Source organism: Ramlibacter sp. (genome assembly GCA_019635435.1).
In the GTDB taxonomy this organism is placed as follows: domain Bacteria; phylum Pseudomonadota; class Gammaproteobacteria; order Burkholderiales; family Burkholderiaceae_C; genus JAHBZM01.
The window spans coordinates 211,804-232,159 of record JAHBZM010000001.1; the positions used below are offsets into that span (position 1 = coordinate 211,804).

Here is a 20,356-nt window from a genome sequence, read left to right on the forward strand (position 1 = left end):
GAACTTCGACCTTTCGTAGCACCGCACGGCGGTGTTCTGATGCCTAACGTAATTTCGACCACAAACCTGCGGTTTAGTCTGGCTCTGCAATATAGGCTGGGCATAGTGCCAATCCTAAGTGCTGTCACCGCATCTATCCGGCGGCATTCTAGGCAGCAACCAGCTACAGAGAATCCTCCAATCTGATGAGGAAGTCCATGGCTCTGCGGTGGCGCCTAGACGCCCCGCAGGCGTGCCGGGTGGCCATGCCCGGGCGGAGCGGAGGATTCGCGCTGCGTACAGGCGCTTCGTATGCAAGCCATGGGTGCAGCGCCAGCCAAATTTGCGCGCTACAAGAACATCTGCGCGAGCACGTAGCGGAGAACGGGCATGGACGCCCGGTGCGCGGGCCTGCCAAGCGGCGTGTGGCGCTAGCTTTTGGGTTGGGGGCCCTTCGACAAGCTCAGGGCGAACGGGTGTGTGTGAACGGGTGAGCCCCCCTCACTGCAGCATGAACGTCTCATACTCCAGCCGCGAAATCTTGCGCTCCATCACGCGCAGCGCCACCACCAGGGTGATGAGCAGCGCCAGCGCAAAGCCGTAGCCATAAAACGCCACGCCCAGGCGCAGCGAGACCATGGACAGCGCCACGTTGAGCACGGCCAGCAGGGCCACGGTGGCCAGCACGGCGCGGCGCCGGTCGAGGTAGAAGAACACGTTCATCACGGCCAGCAGCGCCACCTGCAGGCTGGCGGCCACGGCGTCCACATAAAACAGCGGCAGATACAGCGCGCTGATGCCCAGCTTTTCAAAAATGGTGGGCGCAAACACCACCATCAGCAGCACCGACAGGGTCTGGATCTTGATGATGTCAAACAGGCCCTGGCGCACGGCAAACACCATGCCGTCGCGCATGCGGGCAATTTCTTCCAGCGAGCCGCCTTCGCGCACCGCGTTGTAGAACTTGTCGTACCACTCCACAAAGTCGGTTTCAAAGCGCACCAGGAACACCGCCATGCCGGGGATGATGCCCAGGTAGGCCAGGAACACGGGCATGTCGTAGATGACGCTGGCGCGCAGCGGGCCGATCACGGCGTTGCTGGTTTCGGGCGCGAACCAGAACACCATCTTGTCGGCCCAGATGGCAAAGTTGTAGAGCAGGCCCACGAGCATCAGCGTGGGCAGCATGGCGCCGGGCTGGAAGCAGTCAAACGCGATCAGCTTCTCGGCCGGGAAGCTGCGCAGGATGATGAAAAACATGCCCACCAGCATCAGGAACTGCCCCACCACATAGCCCGCGAGCAGGCCCTCCAGCCCCCAGCCGCGCAGCAGCACGGCCAGCACCACCGAGATGCCATAGCCGCCGCCAAACAGCACCACGATGGTCTTGTAGAACTTGAGCCCGCTCATGAAGATGGTGGCCACCCAGATGTCGCACATGGTCACAAAGCCCGCCACCATGAGCATGCGGTAGACCGCGCTGGCGCCGCGGAACTCCAGAAACGCCAGCATCACCGCGAGCGTGCCCGCGCCCAGGTTGGTCACCAGCAGCACGCCCGCAAAGTTGGGCACGATGATGTCGCCCTGGCGCGCAAACAGCCGGTCCGACACCCAGCGCGTGAAGGCCAGCTGCACCACCCCGGTGAGGATCAGCGAGCCGGCAATCAGATAGGTCACCGACACCTGGAACTGCGTGATGAGCACGCTGGGCACCACGATGTTGACCGACATCACGCCGATCACCACCAGCCCCACGATGGACAGCACCCAGGGCCCGGAGCTGATCAGCCCCGCATAGGCATAGGCCCGCACCAGCGCAAAGTAGCTGTCGCGCTGCAACAGCTTGCGCAGTTCAAAGCCAATGCCGGCCATCAGCCCTCCAGCAGCAGGTCAACGCCGTCGCCCGCGGGCTCGGGCCGGTCGCGCACGGGTGGGAGCACCCGGCCCAGCGCTTCGTCATAGACGGCGCGGTAGCGCGAGAACATCACGGGGTGGGTGTAGTAGCGCTCCACGCGCGCAATGCCCGCCTGCGCCGCGCGGTGCCAGGCGGCTTCGTCGCCCAGCAGCTGCAGCGCCGCCTCGGCCAGCGCCTGCGGGTCGGCAATACCCACCACGGCGCCCGACGCGCCCAGCGCCTGGTCTTCATCGTCAAGCCCATAGACCAGCTGGCGGCATGAGCCCACGTCGGTGGTCACGGTGGGCACGCCCGCGGCGTAGCCCTCCAGGATGACCAGCGGCAGTGCCTCGCTGATCGAACTCAGCACCACCAGGCCAATCTGCGGCAGCAGGTCGGTGAGCTTCTGGAAGCCCAGAAACTTCACGTTGTCATTCAGGCCCAGGCTGGCCACCAGGTCCTTGCACTCGGCCGCGTAGTCGGGGCTTTCTTCCTCGGGGCCGGCGATCCAGGCCTGCACCTCGGGGAAGCGGTTGGCCATGATGCGGGTGGCGCGGATGTAGGTCTTGATGTCCTTGATGGGCACCACGCGGCCAATCAGGCACATGATGCGCGGCACCTCGGCCGGCCGCTGGGCACGCAGCGCGCCAAAGCGCACCACGTCAATGCCGTTGGGGATGTTGCTGGTGCGCGCGGCGTCGGCGCCGTCCTGTACCTGGCGCAGACGGTTGGCCTCGTACAGCGCAATGATCTGGTCGCTGGCGTCGTAGCACATGCGGCCCAGCGCCTCGAAGAAGCGGATCCACATGGTGCGGAAATAGCCGGCCTGCGTGGCGTCGCGCTGCAACAGCGTGCGGTTGTCGGCAATCCAGCGCGCGGCATACAGGTCAATGCGGCGCTCCTTGGTGTAGATGCCGTGCTCGCTCAGGATCAGGTGGCGGCCCCAGCGCCGCTTGAGCAGCGCCCCCAGAAAGCCCGCGTAGCCGGTGGACACCGAGTGGTAGCAGCCCACGGCGGGAAAGTTCTCCACAATGGCCGACAGCACCCAGATGGGCGTGTGCATGGTGCGCACCGTCCAGAAGTAATCCACAAAGCTCGGGTCGGTGCAGCGCTCGCGGTATTGCTCGGTGATGTAGTTCCAGCTGGCCTCGGTGTAGAGGAACTGCGAGCGGTCCATGCGGCCCTGCAGCTCGCCGGTCAGGGTGCCCAGCACCTCGCCACCGCGCTCCGCCAGGCCCTGCGGGTTGCGGAAATATTCGTGCAGCTCGCGGTTGAGGTCGAACATGGGCCCGTCGCCGCGCTGCGGCGTGACCGGCGGTGTGCCGGTGGACTCATAAAGGTAGTGCTCTTCCAGATGCACCACATTGGCCGGCAGCTCGAACTTCTTCGCGCCATAGTCCTGGCGGCGCGAGCCCAGAAAGCAGATGGCAAAGGTCAGGTCGGGAAAGCCGTTGATGATCTGGTGCACCCAGCTCGACACACCGCCCGATACATAGGGGTAGGTACCTTCGAGCAGCAGGCCCACATCGGCGACCTGAGGGCGCGGCGCAAGCGCCTTGTCAGACATGCAGGTCCACCCCGGCCACCTGGCGCGTGCGCCAGAACGCGGCCACACCGCGCAGGTTGTGCGGCAGCTGCGCGCTGTCGGGCAGGCGGCCCATGTACTTGCGCACGCCGTCCAGGTCGCCGCGCAGCCAGGCGATCTGGGCCATCAGCGGCCACACGGTCTGCGGCGGCATCCTGACCTTGCGCGCGAGCTGCAGCGCCCGGCCCGCGGCCTCAAGCTGGTCCAGCTCGATCAGCACGCGCGCATAGAGCTGCCAGGTGCTGGGCGCGTAGGCGTCCAGCGCCAGCACGTCCTCGCACAGTTTCTGGGCCTGGGCCAGCGCAAAGCGGCGCAGGTCGCCGCGCGCCAGCCCGGTGTCGGCCTGCTGCCAGTGCAGCTCGGCCAGGCGGCGCAGCGCGTTGACCAGCGGTGCGCGCTCGTCGCCCTCGCGGGCCTCGGCCAGGCTCTGGCTGGCGCGCTGGATCTGCAGCGTGAGGTCTTTCTCCCAGGCATCGACCATGCTGTAGGCCAGCAGGCGGATGTCTTCCGACGGGTCGGCCAGCAGGCCCTGCAGCAAGGGCACGGCGGCCTTGGGCCGCATGGTCTGCAAGGCCACCAGCACGCGCAGCCGCGTTTCCAGCGGCAGCGACGGGTCCTTGAGGATGCGCCGCGCATCGCCCGCGCGCAGGTCGCTGCGCTCGGTGGCCTCGCGCTGCACCTCCGAGAACTCGGGCATGTGCACCGCCACGAAGCGTTCGGTGCGCAGGATCTTGGGGTAGCGCCGCGCCACCTGCACCGCCAGCACCGTGGCCAGCACCCCCAGCACCGGAATGAAAAATGACAGGCAGTACAGCAGCGCATAGGCCGGGCCGGCCGGCGAGCGGTGGCTGGGCGGCAGCATGGCCCAGGCCAGCCAGGCCGACACGGCGCTGGCCACGCCATGCAGCGCGAAGTAGGCGGCCAGGCTGTCAAAAGCCATGGGCCGGTCCAGCAGCACCAGCGACGACAGCTCGGCCACCAGCGCCAGCGCCACGCGCAGCCAGGCCCCCACCAGCGAGAGCCGCTGCGGCGGGGGCGGCGCGCCGATGGCGGGGGCTTCGTCGTCGCGCATCAGGTGCTCTCCACCAGCCAGCGCAGCCGTGCAAAGCCCTGCTCGCGGCCCAGCGCGAAATCAAACGCGCTGAGCTGCTGCGGGCCCATCTCGCCAAAGCGCTGGGTGATGCCGTCCAGCAGCCGCTGCTTGTACACCCGCATGGCGGCCGCGTCCGAGAACGGCGCCAGTGCAATCACGCAGGGCGCGCCGCGCTGGCGCGTCGCATCCAGCGGCCAGCGCCAGGCGGTTTCGCCGCGGCTGTGCAGCTCCATGAGTTCGGCCAGGATCTCGGCCCCGCGCGGATGCTCGGCGCGCCAGACCACGCAGCGGCTTTCCAGCCCGTAGTCGGTGCGCAGCCGCGTGAGCCAGCCAAACTCGCCGGCCAGGCCACGCGGCGCCTCGGGCCAGATCGACAGCAGCTCGCCCGCGCTGACCGACAGGCGCAGGTAGTCGGCGTAGCTTTCCAGCAGCACGGCAATGGTCTGCAGGTTGTCGGCGGTGAGCGCGGTGAAGGGCATGTTGCTGATCACCATCAGGCCAAAGGGCTGGCGTTCGGTGCTGACCAGGGGCGTGGCGGCGATCAGGGCCGAGCGCCGCACCTTCTCCAGCAGCGCGTCCTGCAGGTGCACCTGGTGGCCGGTTTCCAGCGCGCGCAGCACCATGGGGTCGTCGGGCTTCGGGTCGGTCAGCCGGCCCACCACGGCCACGCGTTCCAGCGTCAGCACCGGCTCCATGCGCACCGAGTAGATGGCGGCCGACTCCACGCGGCAGTGGTGCACCACAAAGTCCAGCATCATCTGCGCGCCCGGCAGGCCGCTGAGGTCGCCGGGGTTGTCGCGGGTGTAGCGGTCCATGAGCACGCGCAGGTCGATCAGGGCCTCGCGCAGGGTGCCAGGGCGGTCCACCATTTCGTACTCGAGCTCGTCGTGCGAGAGCTTGACCAGGTAAAGCCGGCGCGTGAGCCGCTCGACCTTGTCGTTGAGGAAACCCAGGCTCTCCTGCAGCCGGATCACGCGCAGCCGCCAGTAGCTGCCAAACTCGCCCGCAATCAGCAGCGTGATCGCGCCCCCCAGAAAGTACAGCCGCGGAAACGGCATGCCCGGCTGCAGCACCGCCCAGGCGCCAAGCAGGCCAAACGACGCGGCCGCACCGTAGCCCACGCCGTAGCGCAGCGCGATCAGCCACGGCCCGAGCCAGGGCCAGGGAAAGCCTTCGTTGATGTAGAACGGGTTGTCGGGCCGGCTGATCCAGGCCAGGTAGATGAACAGGGCCGGCCACAGCGCGGTTTCGGCCACGCGCGAGAACACGCCCGGGTGGTGCCGGATCCAGCGGCGCAGCACCAGGCGCAGCAGGGCCGAGAGCCGCCGCACCACGACCCAGGCCATCCACAGCGGGCGCAGCAGGCGCCAGGCGCGGCTACCGCCCTGCGGGCCCACGGGCTCGCGCAGGGCCTCCAGCATGTCCTGCATCGAGGCCGAGTAATCGGAATGCAGCGTGTCCTTGGGCAGCTCGGGGGCCGGGGCGCCGCGCGCCGCGCGCATGGCCACCAGCGCGGCCGGCGTGCTGTCGGCGCCCCCGTCCGGCGCGGGCGGCCCGGAGGGCGCGCCCGCTTCAGCGGGCGGGTGCGGTTCGGCTGGCTTGCTCAACGCGGATTCCAGACACCAGTTCGGCCGCCAGTTGCTGGCCCACGGCGGCCAGCGCCTGGCGGCTGCCGCCGGTGCGGCCGCCGGCCGATGAATAGACCACCTGGTCGGTGGACAGGTCCTTGACCTGCAGCATCAGCCCCACGGCGGGCTCGCCGTCCACGCCCACCTTGTAGCGCCACTCGTTGACGGCGCCGCTGACCACATAGCGCACGCCCTGGGTGCGGGCCCATTTCTCGGCCTCGGCCTGGGCCTTGCGCTCGCCGGGCTCGAACAGGGTCTCGGGGTTCAACGCGGGCGGGTACAGCACCAGCTGTCGCAGCCCGGCCTGGCGCAGCGCGGGCTCCAGCAGCGCCTCCACGCGCAGGCCGGCCTGCGGCACATCGGTGTAGTTGGCCACGGGCAGCAGCGCCACCTTGTCGCCCGCGGCAATGGCCTGCGCCATGACCGAGCGGCCGCTGCTGCCGTTGCCCCCGGGGCTGAGCACGCCGCAGCCGGCCAGCAGCGCGGCACCGAGCACGAGGGGGATCAAGCGGAAGTTGTTCATGGGGGTCACCGGTCAAAAAAAGTTTCGTACTGCAGGCGCAGCTCCCGCACGCCGTCGCCACCCGACAGGCCGCCCGTGCCGGGCCGGATGTCCAGGTTCACGCTGAGCTGGTCACGCCCGGCCACCGAACCCTTGGCGCCCAATCGTAGCAACCCCTGCGTCTGCTGCCCAGTCGGCGAACGCCGCGTCTCGAAGCCGATTTCGCCCCAGGGCCGCCAGGCCCGGCTGTAGACCGAGGGGTCGGCTTGCGCCAGCCCCAGCCCCAGGCTGGCCGACAGCGCGGTGGACGAGGGCCCGAGGAACAGGCCGGTGCCGGGCACGCCACCGCCGGGCACCAGCACGGCGGTGGGCGCGTCGGGCTGGCCGTCCACGCGCACCACGCTGCGGCGCAACTGCAGTTGCAGCCGCACGTCGGGGTAGTCGCGGCGCCAGACCCAGTTGCCGGTCAGGGCCGCGTCCACCGAGCGGCCCAGGCCGGCGCCGGTCTGGGTGCGAAAGCGGCTCGCGGCCAGGCTGGCCTGGGCGTCCAGCCGCTCGTTCAGCCGCAGGTTGAGGCTGGCGGCCACGCGGTCGCGCGCGCCGGCCACGGCCATGGCGCTGCTCTCGTCCGAGCGCTCGTTGCGCGCAGCCTCCAGCTGCAGCAGCGTGCGCGGGTTCAGCCGCGAGCTCAGTTGCAGGAACAGGCCCTGCACCGTGGCCAGCGAGTCGCGCACCAGCCACTGGGCCTTGAGGTCGCCCCAGGGCGTGGGGGTCTCGATGCCGGCACGCAGTTCCCGGTCGTGCGACGGCGTGGTGGCCATCTGCGCCGCATCGCGGCTGCGGTCGCGCGCCTGCGTGAGCGCCACCGTCAGGCGCAGTTGCGGCATCAGCACCACCGAGCTGTCCACCTGCACCTCCTGGCGCGCCAGGGCGCCGGCGCGGCGCGTGCGCAGCTGCACGCTGGCCCGGCTGGCACCGGCCAGCAGGTCGTCCTGCAGCGCCTGCTGGGCCTCGTCGTTCGGGCCCTCGGGCCGGCGCTGGGCCTGCGCGGTGCCCAGCGCGGCGGCTTCGCCGCGGCGCTGCAGCAGGCGCAGCGCGGTGAGCCGGTCTTGCGGGTCGATGCGATCGGCGCCCTGCCCCTCGGCACGGTCCAGCAGGCGCGCCATGGCCTGCGGGTCTTCCTGCGAGATGGCCAGCGCCAGCGTCTGGTAGGCCGGCACGGCCATGCGCTGCGCCTGCTGCTGCCACAGCCAGCGCTGCGCGGCGTCAAAGCGGCCCTCGGACAGCAGCCAGGCGCCCACCAATTCGCTGGCCTGGCGGCGAGCCGCGGCGTCGTCACCCGCGTCGGCCAGCAGCGCGCCCAGCTGGCGCCACAGGCGCTCTTTCTGCGGCCCGCCCGCCAGGCCCGGCGCCAGGCGCAGCTGGGCCATCAAGGCCTGGCGGCCCTGCTCGCGATCGGCCGGGCGCCGGGCGGCGCGCTGGGCCAGCAGCCAGGCGTGGCGGCGCACGCGCAGGGCCGGCGCCTCGCGGCCCGCGCGCTCCAGCACGTCGGCATAGTTCATGAGCCAGAGAAAGTCTTCGGCATGGGCGCGCGCCGCGGGCTGCAGCAGCGCCAGCGCCAGGCGGGGTTCGTCCAGCAGCTGCCAGGTGGCCGCCAGCACCTCGCTGAAGGCCAGGTCGGTGCGCACGCGCGGGCCCACGCGGGCCAGCTCGGCGCGCAAAGCGGCAGTGTCCTGCTGGTCGATCAGCAGCCACCAGTAGGCCACGCGCGTGGGGGCATGGCCGGGCCGCAGCCGCAGGCCCTGCTCGTAGTCGCGCCGGGCCAGGGCCACCTCGCCCAGCCGGGCATACAGGCCGGCGCGGCGCTCCAGGAACACCGGCGAGCGCTCCAGCTTCTGCCGGTGCTCGGGTGTCAGCGCGGCCAGCAGCGCCGGCAGGCCCACCGGCCGCGGCTGCCCGGCAATGGCGTCGAGCCAGGCGTAGACGATGGGGTCCACCGGGAAGCGGCGGTACAGCTGTGCGGCCAGCGCGAGCGCTTCGGCGTCGCGGTCGTCGTCCAGCCGCAGCCGGATCGCGCGCTCGGCCTGGTAGGGCGCGGGCTGGCCCGAGGCGATCAGCCGGTCCAGCGCATCGAGCGCCACGGCGCGCTCGCCGGTCTCGTAGGCGGTGTCGGCCACGAGGTCCCAGTAGGTTCCGTCAAAAGCGCCGGCGGGCAAGCGGGCCGCGCGCAGGGCCCGCAGGGCCAGCGGCATCTGGCCCTGGCGCAGGTGCAGCTGGGCCAGGCGCATGGCGTCGTCACGGGTCAGGCCGTCGGGGCGCAGGCGCTCCAGCACCGCAATGGCCTCGGCCGGGCGGCCCGCGCGCTCCAGCAGCTGCGCTTCCAGGCTGTGCCAGGCGCTGCGCGTGGCGGCGTCGGCATCAGGCTGGCCGGCCGGCAGCTGGCGCACGAAGTTGAGCGCCCCGTCCACCGAGCCCAGCCGTTCATAGGCCTGCACCACCTGCGCCACCTCGGCCAGGCTCAGACGGCGCTGGCGCTTCAGGGCCAGCCAGGCCGCGAGCAGCGCGTCGTCGTCATACAGCATGGGGCTGAGGCGAAACACATTGGCCAGGGCGCGCTCGCTGGCGCCGCGCTTGAGCAGCTCGAGCCAGGCCGCCAGGGCCTGCGGCGCCAGGCCCGCCCACTCCGCCACCTGGGCCTTGCGCTCCAGCCAGCTCACGCTTTGCGGCTCGGACACCAGGGCCGCGTCGGCCACGCGCAGCGCGGCCTTGAGGTCGCCCGCGGCGGCAAAGGTGTCCCAGGCCGTCTGGCGCTGGGCCGGCGTGAGCCCGCGGGCCAGTTCGGCCGCGCTGGCCTGGGGCGGCACCACCTGGCGCAGGTGCGCCGCCGCTTCGCGCGGCTGGGCCGCGCCCAGCGCCAGCTCGGCCAGCCACCAGTACAGCGGGTCGCCCGCGGGCAGGGGCAGCGCCTCGCGCACGGCGGCCTGCCAGGCCGCCAGCGGCTGGCCCGCGGCCAGCAGCGCCCGCACGCCTTTTTGCAGCAACAGGTCGCGCGCATCGCGCTGCGCGGTCTTGCGGCGCGCCGCGAAATACAGCTCGCTGGACAGCTCGAACTGGCCATTGGCCAGCGCCAGCGTGGCGCCGCGTGCCAGGTCCGCCAGGCCGGCCGACGGCAGGGCCAGCAGGCGGCGCAGCAGGTCGCGCTCGATGGCGCGGGCTTCTTCCAGCGCGGGCCCGCCGCCTTCGCCCAGCGCGGCCTGCAGCGCCTGCGCGGTTTGCTGGGCCGCGAACACCTGGGCCGGCGTGGCCACGCCAGCCACGCGGCCGCGCAGGCGCTTGACCAGCTCGGCCGCCGCCTCGCGGGTTTCCTCGTCGCGGTCGCGGGTCTGGGCCTGGCGCAGGCGGGCCTGCCACCAGGCCAGGTCGGCCGCGTCCCAGGCGCCTTGGGCCACGGCACTGCCGCGGCCCAGCGCCTGCGCGTCGTTGAGCACCTGGCGCGCGCCGAGCAGGTCGCCTGCGGCCAGCAGCTTTTCGGCCAGCAGCAGGCGCAGGCCCAGGTCCTGGGGCTCGGTGCGGATGATGTTGCGCAGGTAGGCCACCGTGAGCTCGCGGTTGCCCTGGTCGGTCTCGCCGCGCAGCAGGGTCAGCAGGTCGGCGCGCGGAAACACCAGCGCGAGGCCGCCGACCGCCAGCGCCACCATGCCCAGCAGCGCGCCCCATGACAGGACGCGGCTGCGGCTTGCGTCACCCGGGGCAACGGAGTAGGACGACGGTCGTTCCAACGCGGGACGCCTCCACATCAAGCTGGTCACCCTGGCGCGTGGCGCGCTGGCCCGGGCTGGCCTGCAGCGTGCAGCCGGGCGCCACAAAGCGGGCCTGCAGCGGCAGGTGCCCGTCGAAGCGCAGCGTCTGCAGATCGCCCTGCTGCTCCCAGCCGGTCAGCCTGGCATTTGCCGATTCAAGGTAAAAAGTGCCTGGAGTCCTGGAGGGGCGGCCATAGCTTGCTATGGATTTGCTAGCGTGCAGGTAGTCCACGGTGGCGTGGCGGATGTGGCCCGCGATGCCGCTGGCGGCACTGGCGGCCGGCAGCGGCGTGCCGGCCTCGACCCGCCATTCGCGCAGGAAGCGGCCACCGCGCAGCTCCAGGCCCGCGTCGGTGCGGGCCACGGTGGCGCGGCGCCAGTCGAGCACGCGTTCGATGTACTCGCTGGCATACACGGGGTGCAGGCGCTGCTGCTGCAGCTGGGCCTCGGCCCAGCCATAGACCTTGTGCAGCGAGGCGATGCTGGCGCGCTTGGTGGCGATGTACAGGTGGTAGTAGATGTCCACCGGCTTGAGGCGCAGCGGCGACTCGGTCATGTCGATGGTCTCGAGCACGCGCTCAAAGCCGTAGAACGGGCCGCGCCACAGGTTGGTGTAGACGTTCTCGTTCTGCATGGGCGCATAGACCTGGAACCAGTCGCCCTTCATCATGCCGATGGGCCCGACCAGCGTGAGCGAGGGCTCGGCCCGCGTGATCCAGGTGTTGCCGCTGTTCATGTTGAGCAGGCCGGCCTCGTAGGCCAGGCGCACCGGCGTGGCCAGCGGCTGGGTGTCGCCGCTCCACAGCACCACGCGGGTCTTCTTGCCCGGCGGTGCCAGGCTGTCGATGTAGTCGCGCGCGCCACTGATCTCGCGCGCCGCGTTGTAGCGGTAGCCGGGCAGCGCCAGGCCCATGACGCGGTCGGGCCGCTGGATGCCCAGCTCGGCGTCGGCCCAGTAGAACGGGTGGCTGTACGTGTGGCTGGCCATCTCCACATGCGGCAGCGCAAAGATCTGGCGCGCGGTCTTTTCCATGAGCGGCGACAGCGCGGGGTACAGGCCCCTGGGCGAGACCTCGCCCTCGATGATGGACACGGTGCTGGGCCAGCGGTAGCGCTCCAGAAACTCCTTGAGCAGCACCTCGCCAGCCAGCGGCGTGCCGGGCAGCTCGGCGCGGCTGGGAAAGCCGTCGCCGTCCACATGGACCATCAGCAGGCGGCGGCCGGTTTCGGTGGTGACGTCGGGCACGGGCAGGTCGCCCGGGCGCTTGAGCGCGGCGCGGAAGAACGCGATCGGGTCCACCACCCAGCGCTCGCCGTTGTCCTGCGGCAGATCGACCTTCCAGTAGCGGTCGGCCGCAAAGCCACCCCAGGGCGTGATGGCGATCACGTCGGCGTCGCCATCGGATTCGCTGTGCACGCGCAGCCAGACATCGCCCTGGCCCGGGCGCAGCGCCGAGGGCGTGAAGTTGCGCACATTGGGCACGGGCTGGATCTCGAAGCCCACATGCGGCGACAGCTTTTGCAGCACCAGCGGACGGGTCTGGCGCACCGTGTCGCCCACGTCGCGGCCGAACGCGTCCATGGCGGCGTCGCCGGGCAGCTCGCCCACCATGGCCACGGGCACGCCCTGGGTGCGCGCGGTGTTGAGCAGCTTCATGAGCGGCGCGGTTTCCTGGAACGGGCCGCGGTTGAACCAGGTCACCACGCCGGCAAAGCGCCCGGCCAGCGGCAGGCGCGACAGCTGCTCGAGTTCGGGTGAGCCGTAATACACGTAGCGCACGTTCAGGCCCAGGTAGTTGAGCGGCAGCGTGCCCACGCGGTGGATTTCGTGGCTGGCCAGCTGCGCGAGGTTGCCGGGCTCGTCGTGGATGGCCAGCACCTGGCGCGGCAGCGCCTCGACCTGGCCCACGCCCAGCAGGTCCAGCGCCGGGTTGGCGACCCAGGGCACGATGCCCAGCGCCTTGATCTGCTGCGCGGTCTCGCGCGCCAGCGCGCGCTCGCCGGGCGGCACGTAGTCGATCGCGATCACGGGCAGGTGGTAGTCGTCGCGGCAGCGGCGCAGCTGTGCGAGCAGCCAGTCGCGGTCGGCCGGGGGCACGGCGCGGTAGACCTGCTGGCCCGCGTCCCAGCCCTGGAACAGCGACTCGGCCGCCACCGCCCAGGCCAGCGAGTGCACCTGCGGCAGGATCTCGAAGCCGCGGTTGAAGATCAGCCGGGCCTCGGGGTAGCTGCGCTTGATGTCCTGCACCAGCGCCACCAGCCCGGCCACCTGGCGCGCCTGGGCCTCGGGCGTCCTGGCCATGAGCTGGAACGAGTCGAGCGTGTCCAGAAAGAAGGCGCGAAAGCCGCGCTCCCACAGCGGCCGCACCACCTGCGCCAGGTAGAACGCGCGCCACTCGGGCGCCGACTGGTCGGCCACGATGGCGCCCCAGGCGGTGTTTTCGCCCAGCTTCCACTGTGGCGCCATGCGCGCGAAATACGGCCGCGTGGGATGCACCTCGCCCACCGAGAGGTAGGCCGCCACCGTGGTGTCGGGGTTGAGCCGGTGCCCCCAGCCCGCGGGGCCCACATGGTCGGGCTCGACCACGGCCACGTCATAGGCGCCCAGCGTCTCCCACGGGATGTCGGCCCCGTAATAGAAGGCAAATGTGGGTGTAGCCCACGCTGGTTGGGCACCGGCAGCTATCAAAAACAGAGCAAAACCGGCCAGCCACCGGCGCAGGCGCCCGGTGCTCACGGCAGGGCCTTCAGCAGCAGCAACTTCTGCACCTTGCCCAGCGCGGTCTTGGGCAGGGCCGGCAGCGACACATAGCGGCGCGGCAGCTTGTAGCGGGCCACGCGCGCCTGCAGGAAGTCGTGCAGCGCGCCGGCCTCGGCCTGGCGACCGGGGCGCGGCACCACGGCGGCCACCACGGCCTCGCCCCAGCGCGCATCGGCCACGCCCAGCACGGCGCACTCGGCCACGTCGGGGTGGGTCAGCAACACGTTCTCGATCTCGGCCGGGTAGATGTTCTCGCCACCCGAGATGATCATGTCCTTGGCCCGGCCCACCACGCGCCAGCTGCCGTCACCGGCCTGCTGGCCCAGGTCGCCGCTGTGGAACCAGCCCTGGTCATCGACAGCCGCCTGATCGGGCCAGTAGCGGCGCACGATGGCGGGCCCGCGCAGCCAGAGCTCGCCCACGCCATCGGCCGCACCGCCCGGCGCGGCAGCCGCCACGCCGCCCAGCCGCACCTCGACACCCGGCGCGGGCCAGCCGCAGGCGCCCGCGTGCGTGAAGGCATGCTGCGGCCCGAGCGCCACCGAGAACGGCCCGGTTTCGGTCGCGCCATAGACGTTGCACACCGGCACGCCGCGTGCGTGAAAGGCATCCACCAGCGGCGGCGGCAAGGTGCTGGAGCCGGCCCAGACCGCGCGCAGGCAGTCCAGCGGCGTGGTGGCCCAGGCCGGGTGGTCGATCAGCGCCTTCATCACGGCCGGCACCAGCACCGTGAGGCTGGGGCGATGCTCGGCAATGGCCGCCAGCGTGGCGGCCGGGTCAAAGCGCGCATGCAGCAGCACGCGGGCCCCGGCGCCCAGCGCCGGCAGGGTCTGGATGCACAGCCCGCCCACATGGAACAAGGGCAGCACGGTGAGCACGGTGTCGGCCGCCGTGAGGCCCTGCACCTGCTGCGCCGCCGCCATGTTGGCCAGCAGGTTGGCCTGGGTGTGGACGGCGCCCTTGGGCGTGCCCGTGGTGCCCGAGGTGTAGACCAGCAGCACCGGCAGATCCGTGGCATCAGCGGCGTCGGCCACGGGCAGGTCGTCAGGCGCCGCACTGTCAGCCCCAATCGATTGCACCGCCTGCGCGGCGATGCCGTGGCGTTGCGCCAGCGCCTGCGCCGCCTCTTTCCATGTGGCGTCATGGATCAGCAGGCTCGGCGTGCAGTCGGCCAGCACCGCGTCCCACTCGGGCGCGGCCAGGCGGAAGTTCAGCGGCACCAGCAGCGCGCCGATGCGCGCCAGCGCCAGCAGCAGGGTGATCTGGTCGGCGTGGTTCAGGCCCAGCCAGGCCACGCGGTCTCCCGCGCGCACGCCCTGCGCCTGCCAGAGCCAGCGCGCCGCGTCGAGGCTGCGCTGGTGCAGCGCGGCATAGCTCAGCGTCTGGCCCTCAAAGCACAGGGCCGGCGCGTCGGGACGGGTCTGCGCGTGCCGGGCCGCGAGGTCCGCGAGGCGCAGGGGCACGGTCTTCGGGAGGGGAGGCATCACGGGCATTTACCTAACTTTACCGTCGCTTCAACGGGCCCGGGGGGCCACGCGCCCAATATCCGGCAAACACCCCTGAAACGCGGCTGAGTCATTACCATTCCCCCATGCAAAACATTCTGATGATCGAGGACGACACGCGGCTCGCGCAAATGGTGGGCGAGTACCTGGGCCAGTCCGGCTTTGGTTTCGTCCATGCGGCCGACGCGCGCACCGGGCTGGACCGCCTGCAGGAGCCCACCGCGGGCGCCCCCACCGATCTGCTGATCCTGGACCTGATGCTGCCCGACATGGACGGCCTGGAGGTCTGCCGCCGCGTGCGCGCCATGCCCAGCGAGATGGCCAAGGTGCCGGTGCTCATGCTCACCGCCAAGGGCGACCCCATGGACCGCATTGTGGGGCTCGAACTGGGCGCCGACGACTACCTGCCCAAACCCTTCGAGCCGCGCGAGCTGCTGGCGCGGGTGCGCGCCATCCTGCGCCGCCGTGGCGAGGGCGCGGCGCCGGCCGCCAAGCTGCTGCGCTTTGGCACGCTGGAAATTGACCGCGACGCGCGCACCGTGACCGTGGCGGGCCAGGCCTGCGACCTCACCTCCTACCAGTTCGACCTGCTGATCACGCTGGCCGAGCGCGCGGGCCGCGTGCTCACGCGCGACCAGATCATGGAGGCCGTGCGCGGCCGCGAGCTCGAGGCCTTCGACCGCTCGATCGACGTGCACATGGGCCGCATCCGCGCCGCCATCGAGGCCGACCCCAAGAACCCCAAACGCATCGTGACGGTGCGCGGCGTCGGCTACGTCTTCGCCAAGCAGCAGGACTAGACACGCTGATGGCCCTGCTCCGCTGGCGCCCGCTGGGCATTCCGCTGTACCTGCGCATCTGGCTGGCCGTGGTGGCGGCCGTGGTGGTGCTGACCCTGGTGCTGGGCTGGCTGTGGAGCATCAATGCCGATCCGCCCACCGCGCGCCAGATCTTCCTGCGCGACGAGAACGGCCAGGTGCTGGGCGAGGCCAATGCGCCGCCGCTGCGCATCCCGGGCCGCGGCATCGAGTTCCAGGTGCCCATGGCCGACGGCCGCGTGATGTTTGTGCACATCCCGCCGCGTCCGCGCCGGCCCGGCGAACCACCGCCGCCCCGGCCCTGGTTTGGCGGGCCGAGCGGCCTGCTCTGGGTCATGGGCATCGCGGCGCTGGCGGTGGCGATCGGCATCTGGCCCGTGGTGCGGCGCCTCACGCAGCGGCTCGAACGGCTGCGCGGCGGGGTCGAGCGCTGGGGCGCGGGCGACCTGTCCACGCGCGTGGACGAGTCCGGCAAGGACGAGGTGGCTGCGCTGGCGCGGCGCTTCAACCAGGCGGCCGAGCGCGTGGAAACGCTGGTGAAGACCCACAAGTCGCTGCTGGCCAATGCCTCGCACGAGCTGCGTTCGCCGCTGGCGCGCATCCGCATGGGGCTGGAACTGATGGGCGAGTCAGGGCCCGGGCCGGCGGACGGCGCGACGCCGGCGGCCAAGCCGCCTTCGGCCTTTCGCGCCGAGATCTCGCGCAATGTGGCCGAGCTGGACCAGCTGATCGACGAGATCCTGCTCGCAAGCCGGCTTGACGCGCGCGAGACCGAGCTGGGCACCATCGAGAGCGTGGACCTGACCGGCCTGGCGGCCGAAGAAGGCGCGCGCGCCGACGTGGAGCTTGACGTGGCCGAAGGCCTGCCCGAGATCACCATCGAGGGCGTGCCCCGCCTGCTGCGCCGGCTGATCCGCAACCTGCTGGAGAACGCGCGCCGCTACAGCGGCGGTGAAGTCCACCTGAGCGTGACCCGCGAAGGCCACCAGGCGGTGCTGCGCGTGAGCGACCACGGCCCCGGCGTGCCCGAGAGTGAGCGCGAACGCATCTTCGAGCCCTTCTACCGCCTGCCCGGCGCCAGCGAACGCGAAGGCGGCGTGGGCCTGGGCCTGGCGCTGGTCAAGTCGATCACGCAGCGCCACGGCGGCACGGTGCGCTGCGAGGACACCCCGGGCGGCGGCGCCAGCTTTGTGGTGACCTTGCCCTGCAACCAGATGTAATGGCGTGTAAAAGAGTTCCGGAACGCTCGCCACGCACGGAAAAATTCACGAATATGCAGGTCAAGCGCACGCCAACGCGCGGTTTCCTCCCCCAATTGGAGGATGCGCCAAACCGGGACAGCCTCTAAAGTTGATTCATCTGCTGTCACAGACATTCAAGGCAAGAACAACAACCCGCCTGATCGGTTTTTAAGTCTCCCAACGACGTCCTTCCAAGGACTTTTCACAGCCACCGCAAGGTGGCTGTTTTTTTTGTCCCTGCGCATCACGCTCTCGCGCCGATGGCCCGCCTCAGCGCCTCAAGCGCTTCCGACTGGCTCTGCTCCCGCGTCACGAGCCAGGTGGTCTGGCGGTCATGGGGCCGCCCCAGCCGGCGCACGCGGACGCCCGCCGTGTCGCAGCGCTGCAGCACCGAACGCGGCACCACGCCACAGCCCATGCCGGCCGCCACCGAGGCCACCAGCGCGTGGTAGGAGCCGATCTCCACCGTCTGGGGCATGGGCCGCGCCTGCGCGCGGCTCCAGGCCAGCGCCACCTCGCGGTAGGCGCAGCCCGTGCTGAAGGTGACCAGGGTGTCCACCGGCGCCGCCTGGCGCGGCGTGATCATCACCAGCTCCTCGACAAACACCGCCTGCCACACGAGTCCGGCGCGCCCGGACGGCCCGGCCACAAAGACCGCGTCCAGCTCGCAGCGGGCCAGCGCGTCGAGCAGGGCGCCGGTGGTGCCGGTCTTCAGCGTGAGCTGCAGCTGCGGGCAGGCGCGACGCAACTCGACCAGCGGTTGCGCCAGCCGCACGGCGGCCGTGCTTTCCATGGCGCCGATGCGCAGCACCGCGCCGGCCGACCCCGGCGACAGCTCGTGCCGCAGCCGCTCGATCTGGTCGACGATGCCCGCGCTGCGCTCGTGCAGGTGGCGCCCCTCGGGCGTGAGCACCAGCCGCTTGCCCTGGCGCTCGAACAGCCGGCAGCCCAGGCTGCGCTCCAGCCCGGCCAGGCGCGCCGAGATGCTGCTCTGCACGCGGTGCAGCTGGCGCGCGGCGGCGCCGACGCCGCCGCAGGCGACCACGGCACGGAAAGTCTGCAGATCGGTCACGTCCATGGGATTCATCCATCGTTGATTTCGATGGATGGTGCCACTTTTATTCGTTGGACGCAGCGACGCGGGCCCACCACAATGGCGGCATGAACACTTCCACCCACAACCCGGCCGCCCCCCCATCGCGCTTCTGCGCGCGTTACCAGCTCAGCACACCGGTCGCGCTGGCCCCGATGGCGCTGGCCAGCGGCGGGGCCCTGGCCGCGGCCTGCGCCGAAGCGGGCGCGCTGGGCCTGGTGGGCGGTGGCTATGGCGACCTGGCCTGGACCGAGCGCGAATACACCCTGGCCCTGCGCGCGGCCGCAACCGGGCGCATCGGCTGCGGCTTCATCACCTGGAAGCTGGACGAGGACGCCTCGGCGCTGGACTGGGTGCTACAGCACCGCCCGCGCGCCGTCATGCTGTCGTTTGGCGACCCGCGCCCCTATGCGGCGCGCATTGCGGCGGCGGGCAGCGCACTGATCTGCCAGATCCAGCGGCTGGACCAGGTTGCGCAGGCGGTGGAGGCCGGGGCCGACGTGATCGTGGCGCAGGGCGGCGAGGCCGGCGGCCACGGCATGGATGGGCTCAATGGCCGCGCCACCATGACGCTGGTGCCCGAGCTGGCCGACTGGCTGGCCCGCCAGGCGCCCGAGACGCTGCTGCTGGCGGCCGGCGGTGTTGCCGATGGCCGCACGCTGGCGGCCGCGCGCGTGCTGGGCGCCGATGGCGCGCTGGTGGGGTCGCGCCTGTGGGCCACCCAGGAGAGCCTGGCCCCCGCGGGCGCCAAGGCCCAGGCCGTGGCCATCAGTGGCGACGGCACGGCGCGCAGCGCGGTGTTTGATGTGCTGCGGCGCAAGAACTGGCCCGCGCCCTATGACTTCCGCGCCATCCGCAACCGCCTGCACCGCGAGTGGGAATCGCGCATTGGCGAACTGCGGGCCGCGCCCGAGGCGGCCCGCGCCGACTACGACGCGGGGGTGAAGGCCGGTGACTTTGACCGCGCCCACGCCACCGTAGGCGAGGCCGCGGGGCTGATCGGCGACCTGCCGCCCGCGGCCGAGGTGATTGCACGAATGACTGAACAGGCACGCAAGGTGCTGGCCCGGACCTCTCTGTAACCCTGATCAGGCGGCCGCCGCGGGATTGACAAGCCATTCAGGGCTGTAGTCCATGCCTGGCGGCCACGGACAGCTACAACTTTGATAGCACGATGGCGGGCGTGATGTCGTTCAGGCAGCGCGTGTGGCCCAGCGGGCACTCGCGCTCGAAGCACGGCGCGCAGTCCAGCGGCGGCTGGTAGGCCGCATCGTTCTTGAGCCACAGCACGGCGGCGCGGTCGTTGAGCGGCGGCGTGTGCAAGGGGCTGGACGAGCCAAACACCGCCACCTGCGCCACACCGAACGCCGCCGCCACATGCATCAGGCCCGAGTCGTTGCTCACCACATGCCGGGCCCCGGCGATGGCAGCCAGGGCCTGCATCAGCGTGGTCTTGCCGGCCAGGTTGGTGCAGTGCCCGGGCGCGGCGGCGGCGATCTCGTCGCACAGCGCCGCCTCCTTGCCCGAGCCCAGCAGCAGCACCGGAACGCCGAGCCCGCGCGCCACGGCCGCGAAATGGGCCGCGGGCCAGCGCTTGGCCGGACCAAACTCGGCGCCCGGGGCAAACACCGCATAGCCGCCGCGTTGCAGGCCCAGGGCCTGCAGCGTGGTGGCCACATCGGCGTCGGGCAGCTGGAGCGCGGGGCGGTCGGTGTCGATGCCGGCCTCGCCACTGAGCGCGGAATAAAAAGCCACCATGGGCGGCTTGTTCTTGGGGTTCCTGAGGCGATGGGTGAGCAGACCCACGCGGGTTTCGCCCATGTAGCCCACGCGGCGGGGAATGCCGGCCAGCAGTGGCAGCAGCGCGCTTTTCAGGGAATTGGGCAGCACGTAGGCGGTGCCAAACCGGCCCTCGATCTGGCGCGCCATCGCGCGCCGGGCCTTGAACTGCAGGCCGCCGTGCTGGAACGGGAATTCAATGACCTCGGCCACCTGCGGCATGGCCCGGTACACCGGCGCCACCCAGGGCAGCGCGCCCACCGTGAGCCGCTCGCCACGCGCCTGCAGGCGCCGCATCAGCGGCTCGGTCATCACCGCGTCCCCGATCCATTGGGGCGCGATGACCAACGACTCCCCCCCGAAGCGGCCTTCGGCCGCCTCCCCCCCAGGGGGGCGCCGCTGGCGGCCCGGCAAAGCCGGTTCCGCGGCGGCCTGGCCTGGGGTGTCAGGCACGCCTAATGCCCGGCGCCGAAGTGCTCACCGGCCTTGAGTGCGTACACCGTGCCGCAGTAGGGGCACTTGGCGCTGCCGGTGCGGGCCACGTCGAGGTAGACCTTGGGGTGGGTGTTCCAGACCTTCATGTCGGCCTTGGGGCTGGGACAGAACACACCGCCCTGGGGGTTCAGGTCCTTGGCCAGCAATTCAACGGCGGCCACCGCGGGTTTGCTTGTGCTCATG

The 20,356-nt window shown here is 71.1% G+C and carries 14 protein-coding genes; 3 read left to right on the top strand and 11 right to left on the bottom strand.

Translation table 11 applies throughout. The features are described 5' to 3' along the window. Positions 1–480: 480 nt before the first annotated feature. The 8 genes from pelG to KF796_01100 are packed head-to-tail and all read right to left on the bottom strand — an operon-like array spanning position 481 to position 14,726. Entirely contained in the window at positions 481–1,851 is a 1,371-nt protein-coding gene (gene pelG, locus KF796_01065; protein MBX3585203.1) for an exopolysaccharide Pel transporter PelG, read from the bottom strand. After that, on the bottom strand, positions 1,851–3,440 hold the full coding sequence (pelF, locus tag KF796_01070; protein ID MBX3585204.1) for a GT4 family glycosyltransferase PelF: 1,590 nt from the start codon (positions 3,438–3,440) through the stop codon (positions 1,851–1,853). Before pelF ends, pelG begins: the two co-directional genes overlap by 1 nt. After that, complete coding sequence (locus tag KF796_01075) at positions 3,433–4,530, bottom strand: hypothetical protein (protein MBX3585205.1); 1,098 nt, start codon at positions 4,528–4,530, stop codon at positions 3,433–3,435. Before KF796_01075 ends, pelF begins: the two co-directional genes overlap by 8 nt. Then, entirely contained in the window at positions 4,530–6,158 is a 1,629-nt protein-coding gene (locus tag KF796_01080; protein MBX3585206.1) for a hypothetical protein, read from the bottom strand. Before KF796_01080 ends, KF796_01075 begins: the two co-directional genes overlap by 1 nt. Further along, entirely contained in the window at positions 6,124–6,702 is a 579-nt protein-coding gene (locus tag KF796_01085; GenBank protein MBX3585207.1) for a penicillin-binding protein activator LpoB, read from the bottom strand. Before KF796_01085 ends, KF796_01080 begins: the two co-directional genes overlap by 35 nt. Positions 6,703–6,707: 5 nt before the next feature. Next, positions 6,708–10,460: a tetratricopeptide repeat protein gene (locus tag KF796_01090; protein MBX3585208.1), complete on the bottom strand. Its 3,753-nt coding sequence runs from the start codon at positions 10,458–10,460 to the stop codon at positions 6,708–6,710. Next, the gene (locus tag KF796_01095) at positions 10,423–13,218 is read right to left on the bottom strand and encodes an endo alpha-1,4 polygalactosaminidase (protein ID MBX3585209.1); all 2,796 of its coding nucleotides are present in this window, start codon (positions 13,216–13,218) and stop codon (positions 10,423–10,425) included. Before KF796_01095 ends, KF796_01090 begins: the two co-directional genes overlap by 38 nt. Beyond that, positions 13,215–14,726 (bottom strand): AMP-binding protein, encoded by a 1,512-nt coding sequence (locus KF796_01100; GenBank protein ID MBX3585210.1) that lies wholly within the window; start codon positions 14,724–14,726, stop codon positions 13,215–13,217. The genes KF796_01095 and KF796_01100 overlap by 4 nt, the downstream gene beginning before the upstream one ends. 122 nt (positions 14,727–14,848) lie before the next feature. Between KF796_01100 and KF796_01105 the strand changes: the two genes are divergently transcribed. Beyond that, a complete protein-coding gene (locus KF796_01105) occupies positions 14,849–15,547 on the top strand; it encodes a response regulator transcription factor (GenBank protein MBX3585211.1) in 699 nt (232 codons plus the stop codon). 8 nt (positions 15,548–15,555) lie between these two features. Then, positions 15,556–16,785, top strand: a complete 1,230-nt coding sequence (locus tag KF796_01110) for a HAMP domain-containing protein (protein MBX3585212.1) — start codon at positions 15,556–15,558, stop codon at positions 16,783–16,785. A gap of 265 nt (positions 16,786–17,050) precedes the next feature. On the opposite strand, the gene KF796_01115 is transcribed toward KF796_01110, so the two are convergent. Then, positions 17,051–17,893 carry a LysR family transcriptional regulator gene (locus tag KF796_01115; protein ID MBX3585213.1) on the bottom strand — a complete coding sequence of 281 codons (843 nt, stop codon included), beginning with the start codon at positions 17,891–17,893 and terminating at the stop codon, positions 17,051–17,053. A 74-nt stretch (positions 17,894–17,967) separates the two neighbouring features. Here KF796_01115 and KF796_01120 point away from each other — a divergent pair, with 74 nt between their 5' ends. Further along, positions 17,968–18,981: a nitronate monooxygenase gene (locus tag KF796_01120; protein ID MBX3585214.1), complete on the top strand. Its 1,014-nt coding sequence runs from the start codon at positions 17,968–17,970 to the stop codon at positions 18,979–18,981. Positions 18,982–19,054: 73 nt separating this feature from the next. Here KF796_01120 and waaF read toward each other — a convergent pair whose 3' ends face one another. Together waaF and KF796_01130 are read right to left on the bottom strand one after the other, a co-directional pair. Continuing rightward, positions 19,055–19,990, bottom strand: coding sequence for a lipopolysaccharide heptosyltransferase II (gene waaF, locus KF796_01125; protein ID MBX3585215.1), 936 nt, complete (start codon positions 19,988–19,990; stop codon positions 19,055–19,057). A gap of 143 nt (positions 19,991–20,133) precedes the next feature. Continuing rightward, entirely contained in the window at positions 20,134–20,355 is a 222-nt protein-coding gene (locus KF796_01130; GenBank protein ID MBX3585216.1) for a zinc-finger domain-containing protein, read from the bottom strand. Position 20,356: the final 1 nt, after the last annotated feature.

Coding starts and splice junctions, on each gene's coding strand:
- pelG (MBX3585203.1), bottom strand. CDS start 1,851: ATGGCCGGCATTGGCTTTGAACTGCGCAAGCTGTTGCAGCGCGACAGC.
- pelF (MBX3585204.1), bottom strand. CDS start 3,440: ATGTCTGACAAGGCGCTTGCGCCGCGCCCTCAGGTCGCCGATGTGGGC.
- KF796_01075 (MBX3585205.1), bottom strand. CDS start 4,530: ATGCGCGACGACGAAGCCCCCGCCATCGGCGCGCCGCCCCCGCCGCAG.
- KF796_01085 (MBX3585207.1), bottom strand. CDS start 6,702: ATGAACAACTTCCGCTTGATCCCCCTCGTGCTCGGTGCCGCGCTGCTG.
- KF796_01100 (MBX3585210.1), bottom strand. CDS start 14,726: ATGCCTCCCCTCCCGAAGACCGTGCCCCTGCGCCTCGCGGACCTCGCG.
- KF796_01105 (MBX3585211.1), top strand. CDS start 14,849: ATGATCGAGGACGACACGCGGCTCGCGCAAATGGTGGGCGAGTACCTG.
- KF796_01110 (MBX3585212.1), top strand. CDS start 15,556: ATGGCCCTGCTCCGCTGGCGCCCGCTGGGCATTCCGCTGTACCTGCGC.
- KF796_01115 (MBX3585213.1), bottom strand. CDS start 17,893: ATGAATCCCATGGACGTGACCGATCTGCAGACTTTCCGTGCCGTGGTC.
- KF796_01120 (MBX3585214.1), top strand. CDS start 17,968: ATGAACACTTCCACCCACAACCCGGCCGCCCCCCCATCGCGCTTCTGC.
- waaF (MBX3585215.1), bottom strand. CDS start 19,990: ATGACCGAGCCGCTGATGCGGCGCCTGCAGGCGCGTGGCGAGCGGCTC.
- KF796_01130 (MBX3585216.1), bottom strand. CDS start 20,355: ATGAGCACAAGCAAACCCGCGGTGGCCGCCGTTGAATTGCTGGCCAAG.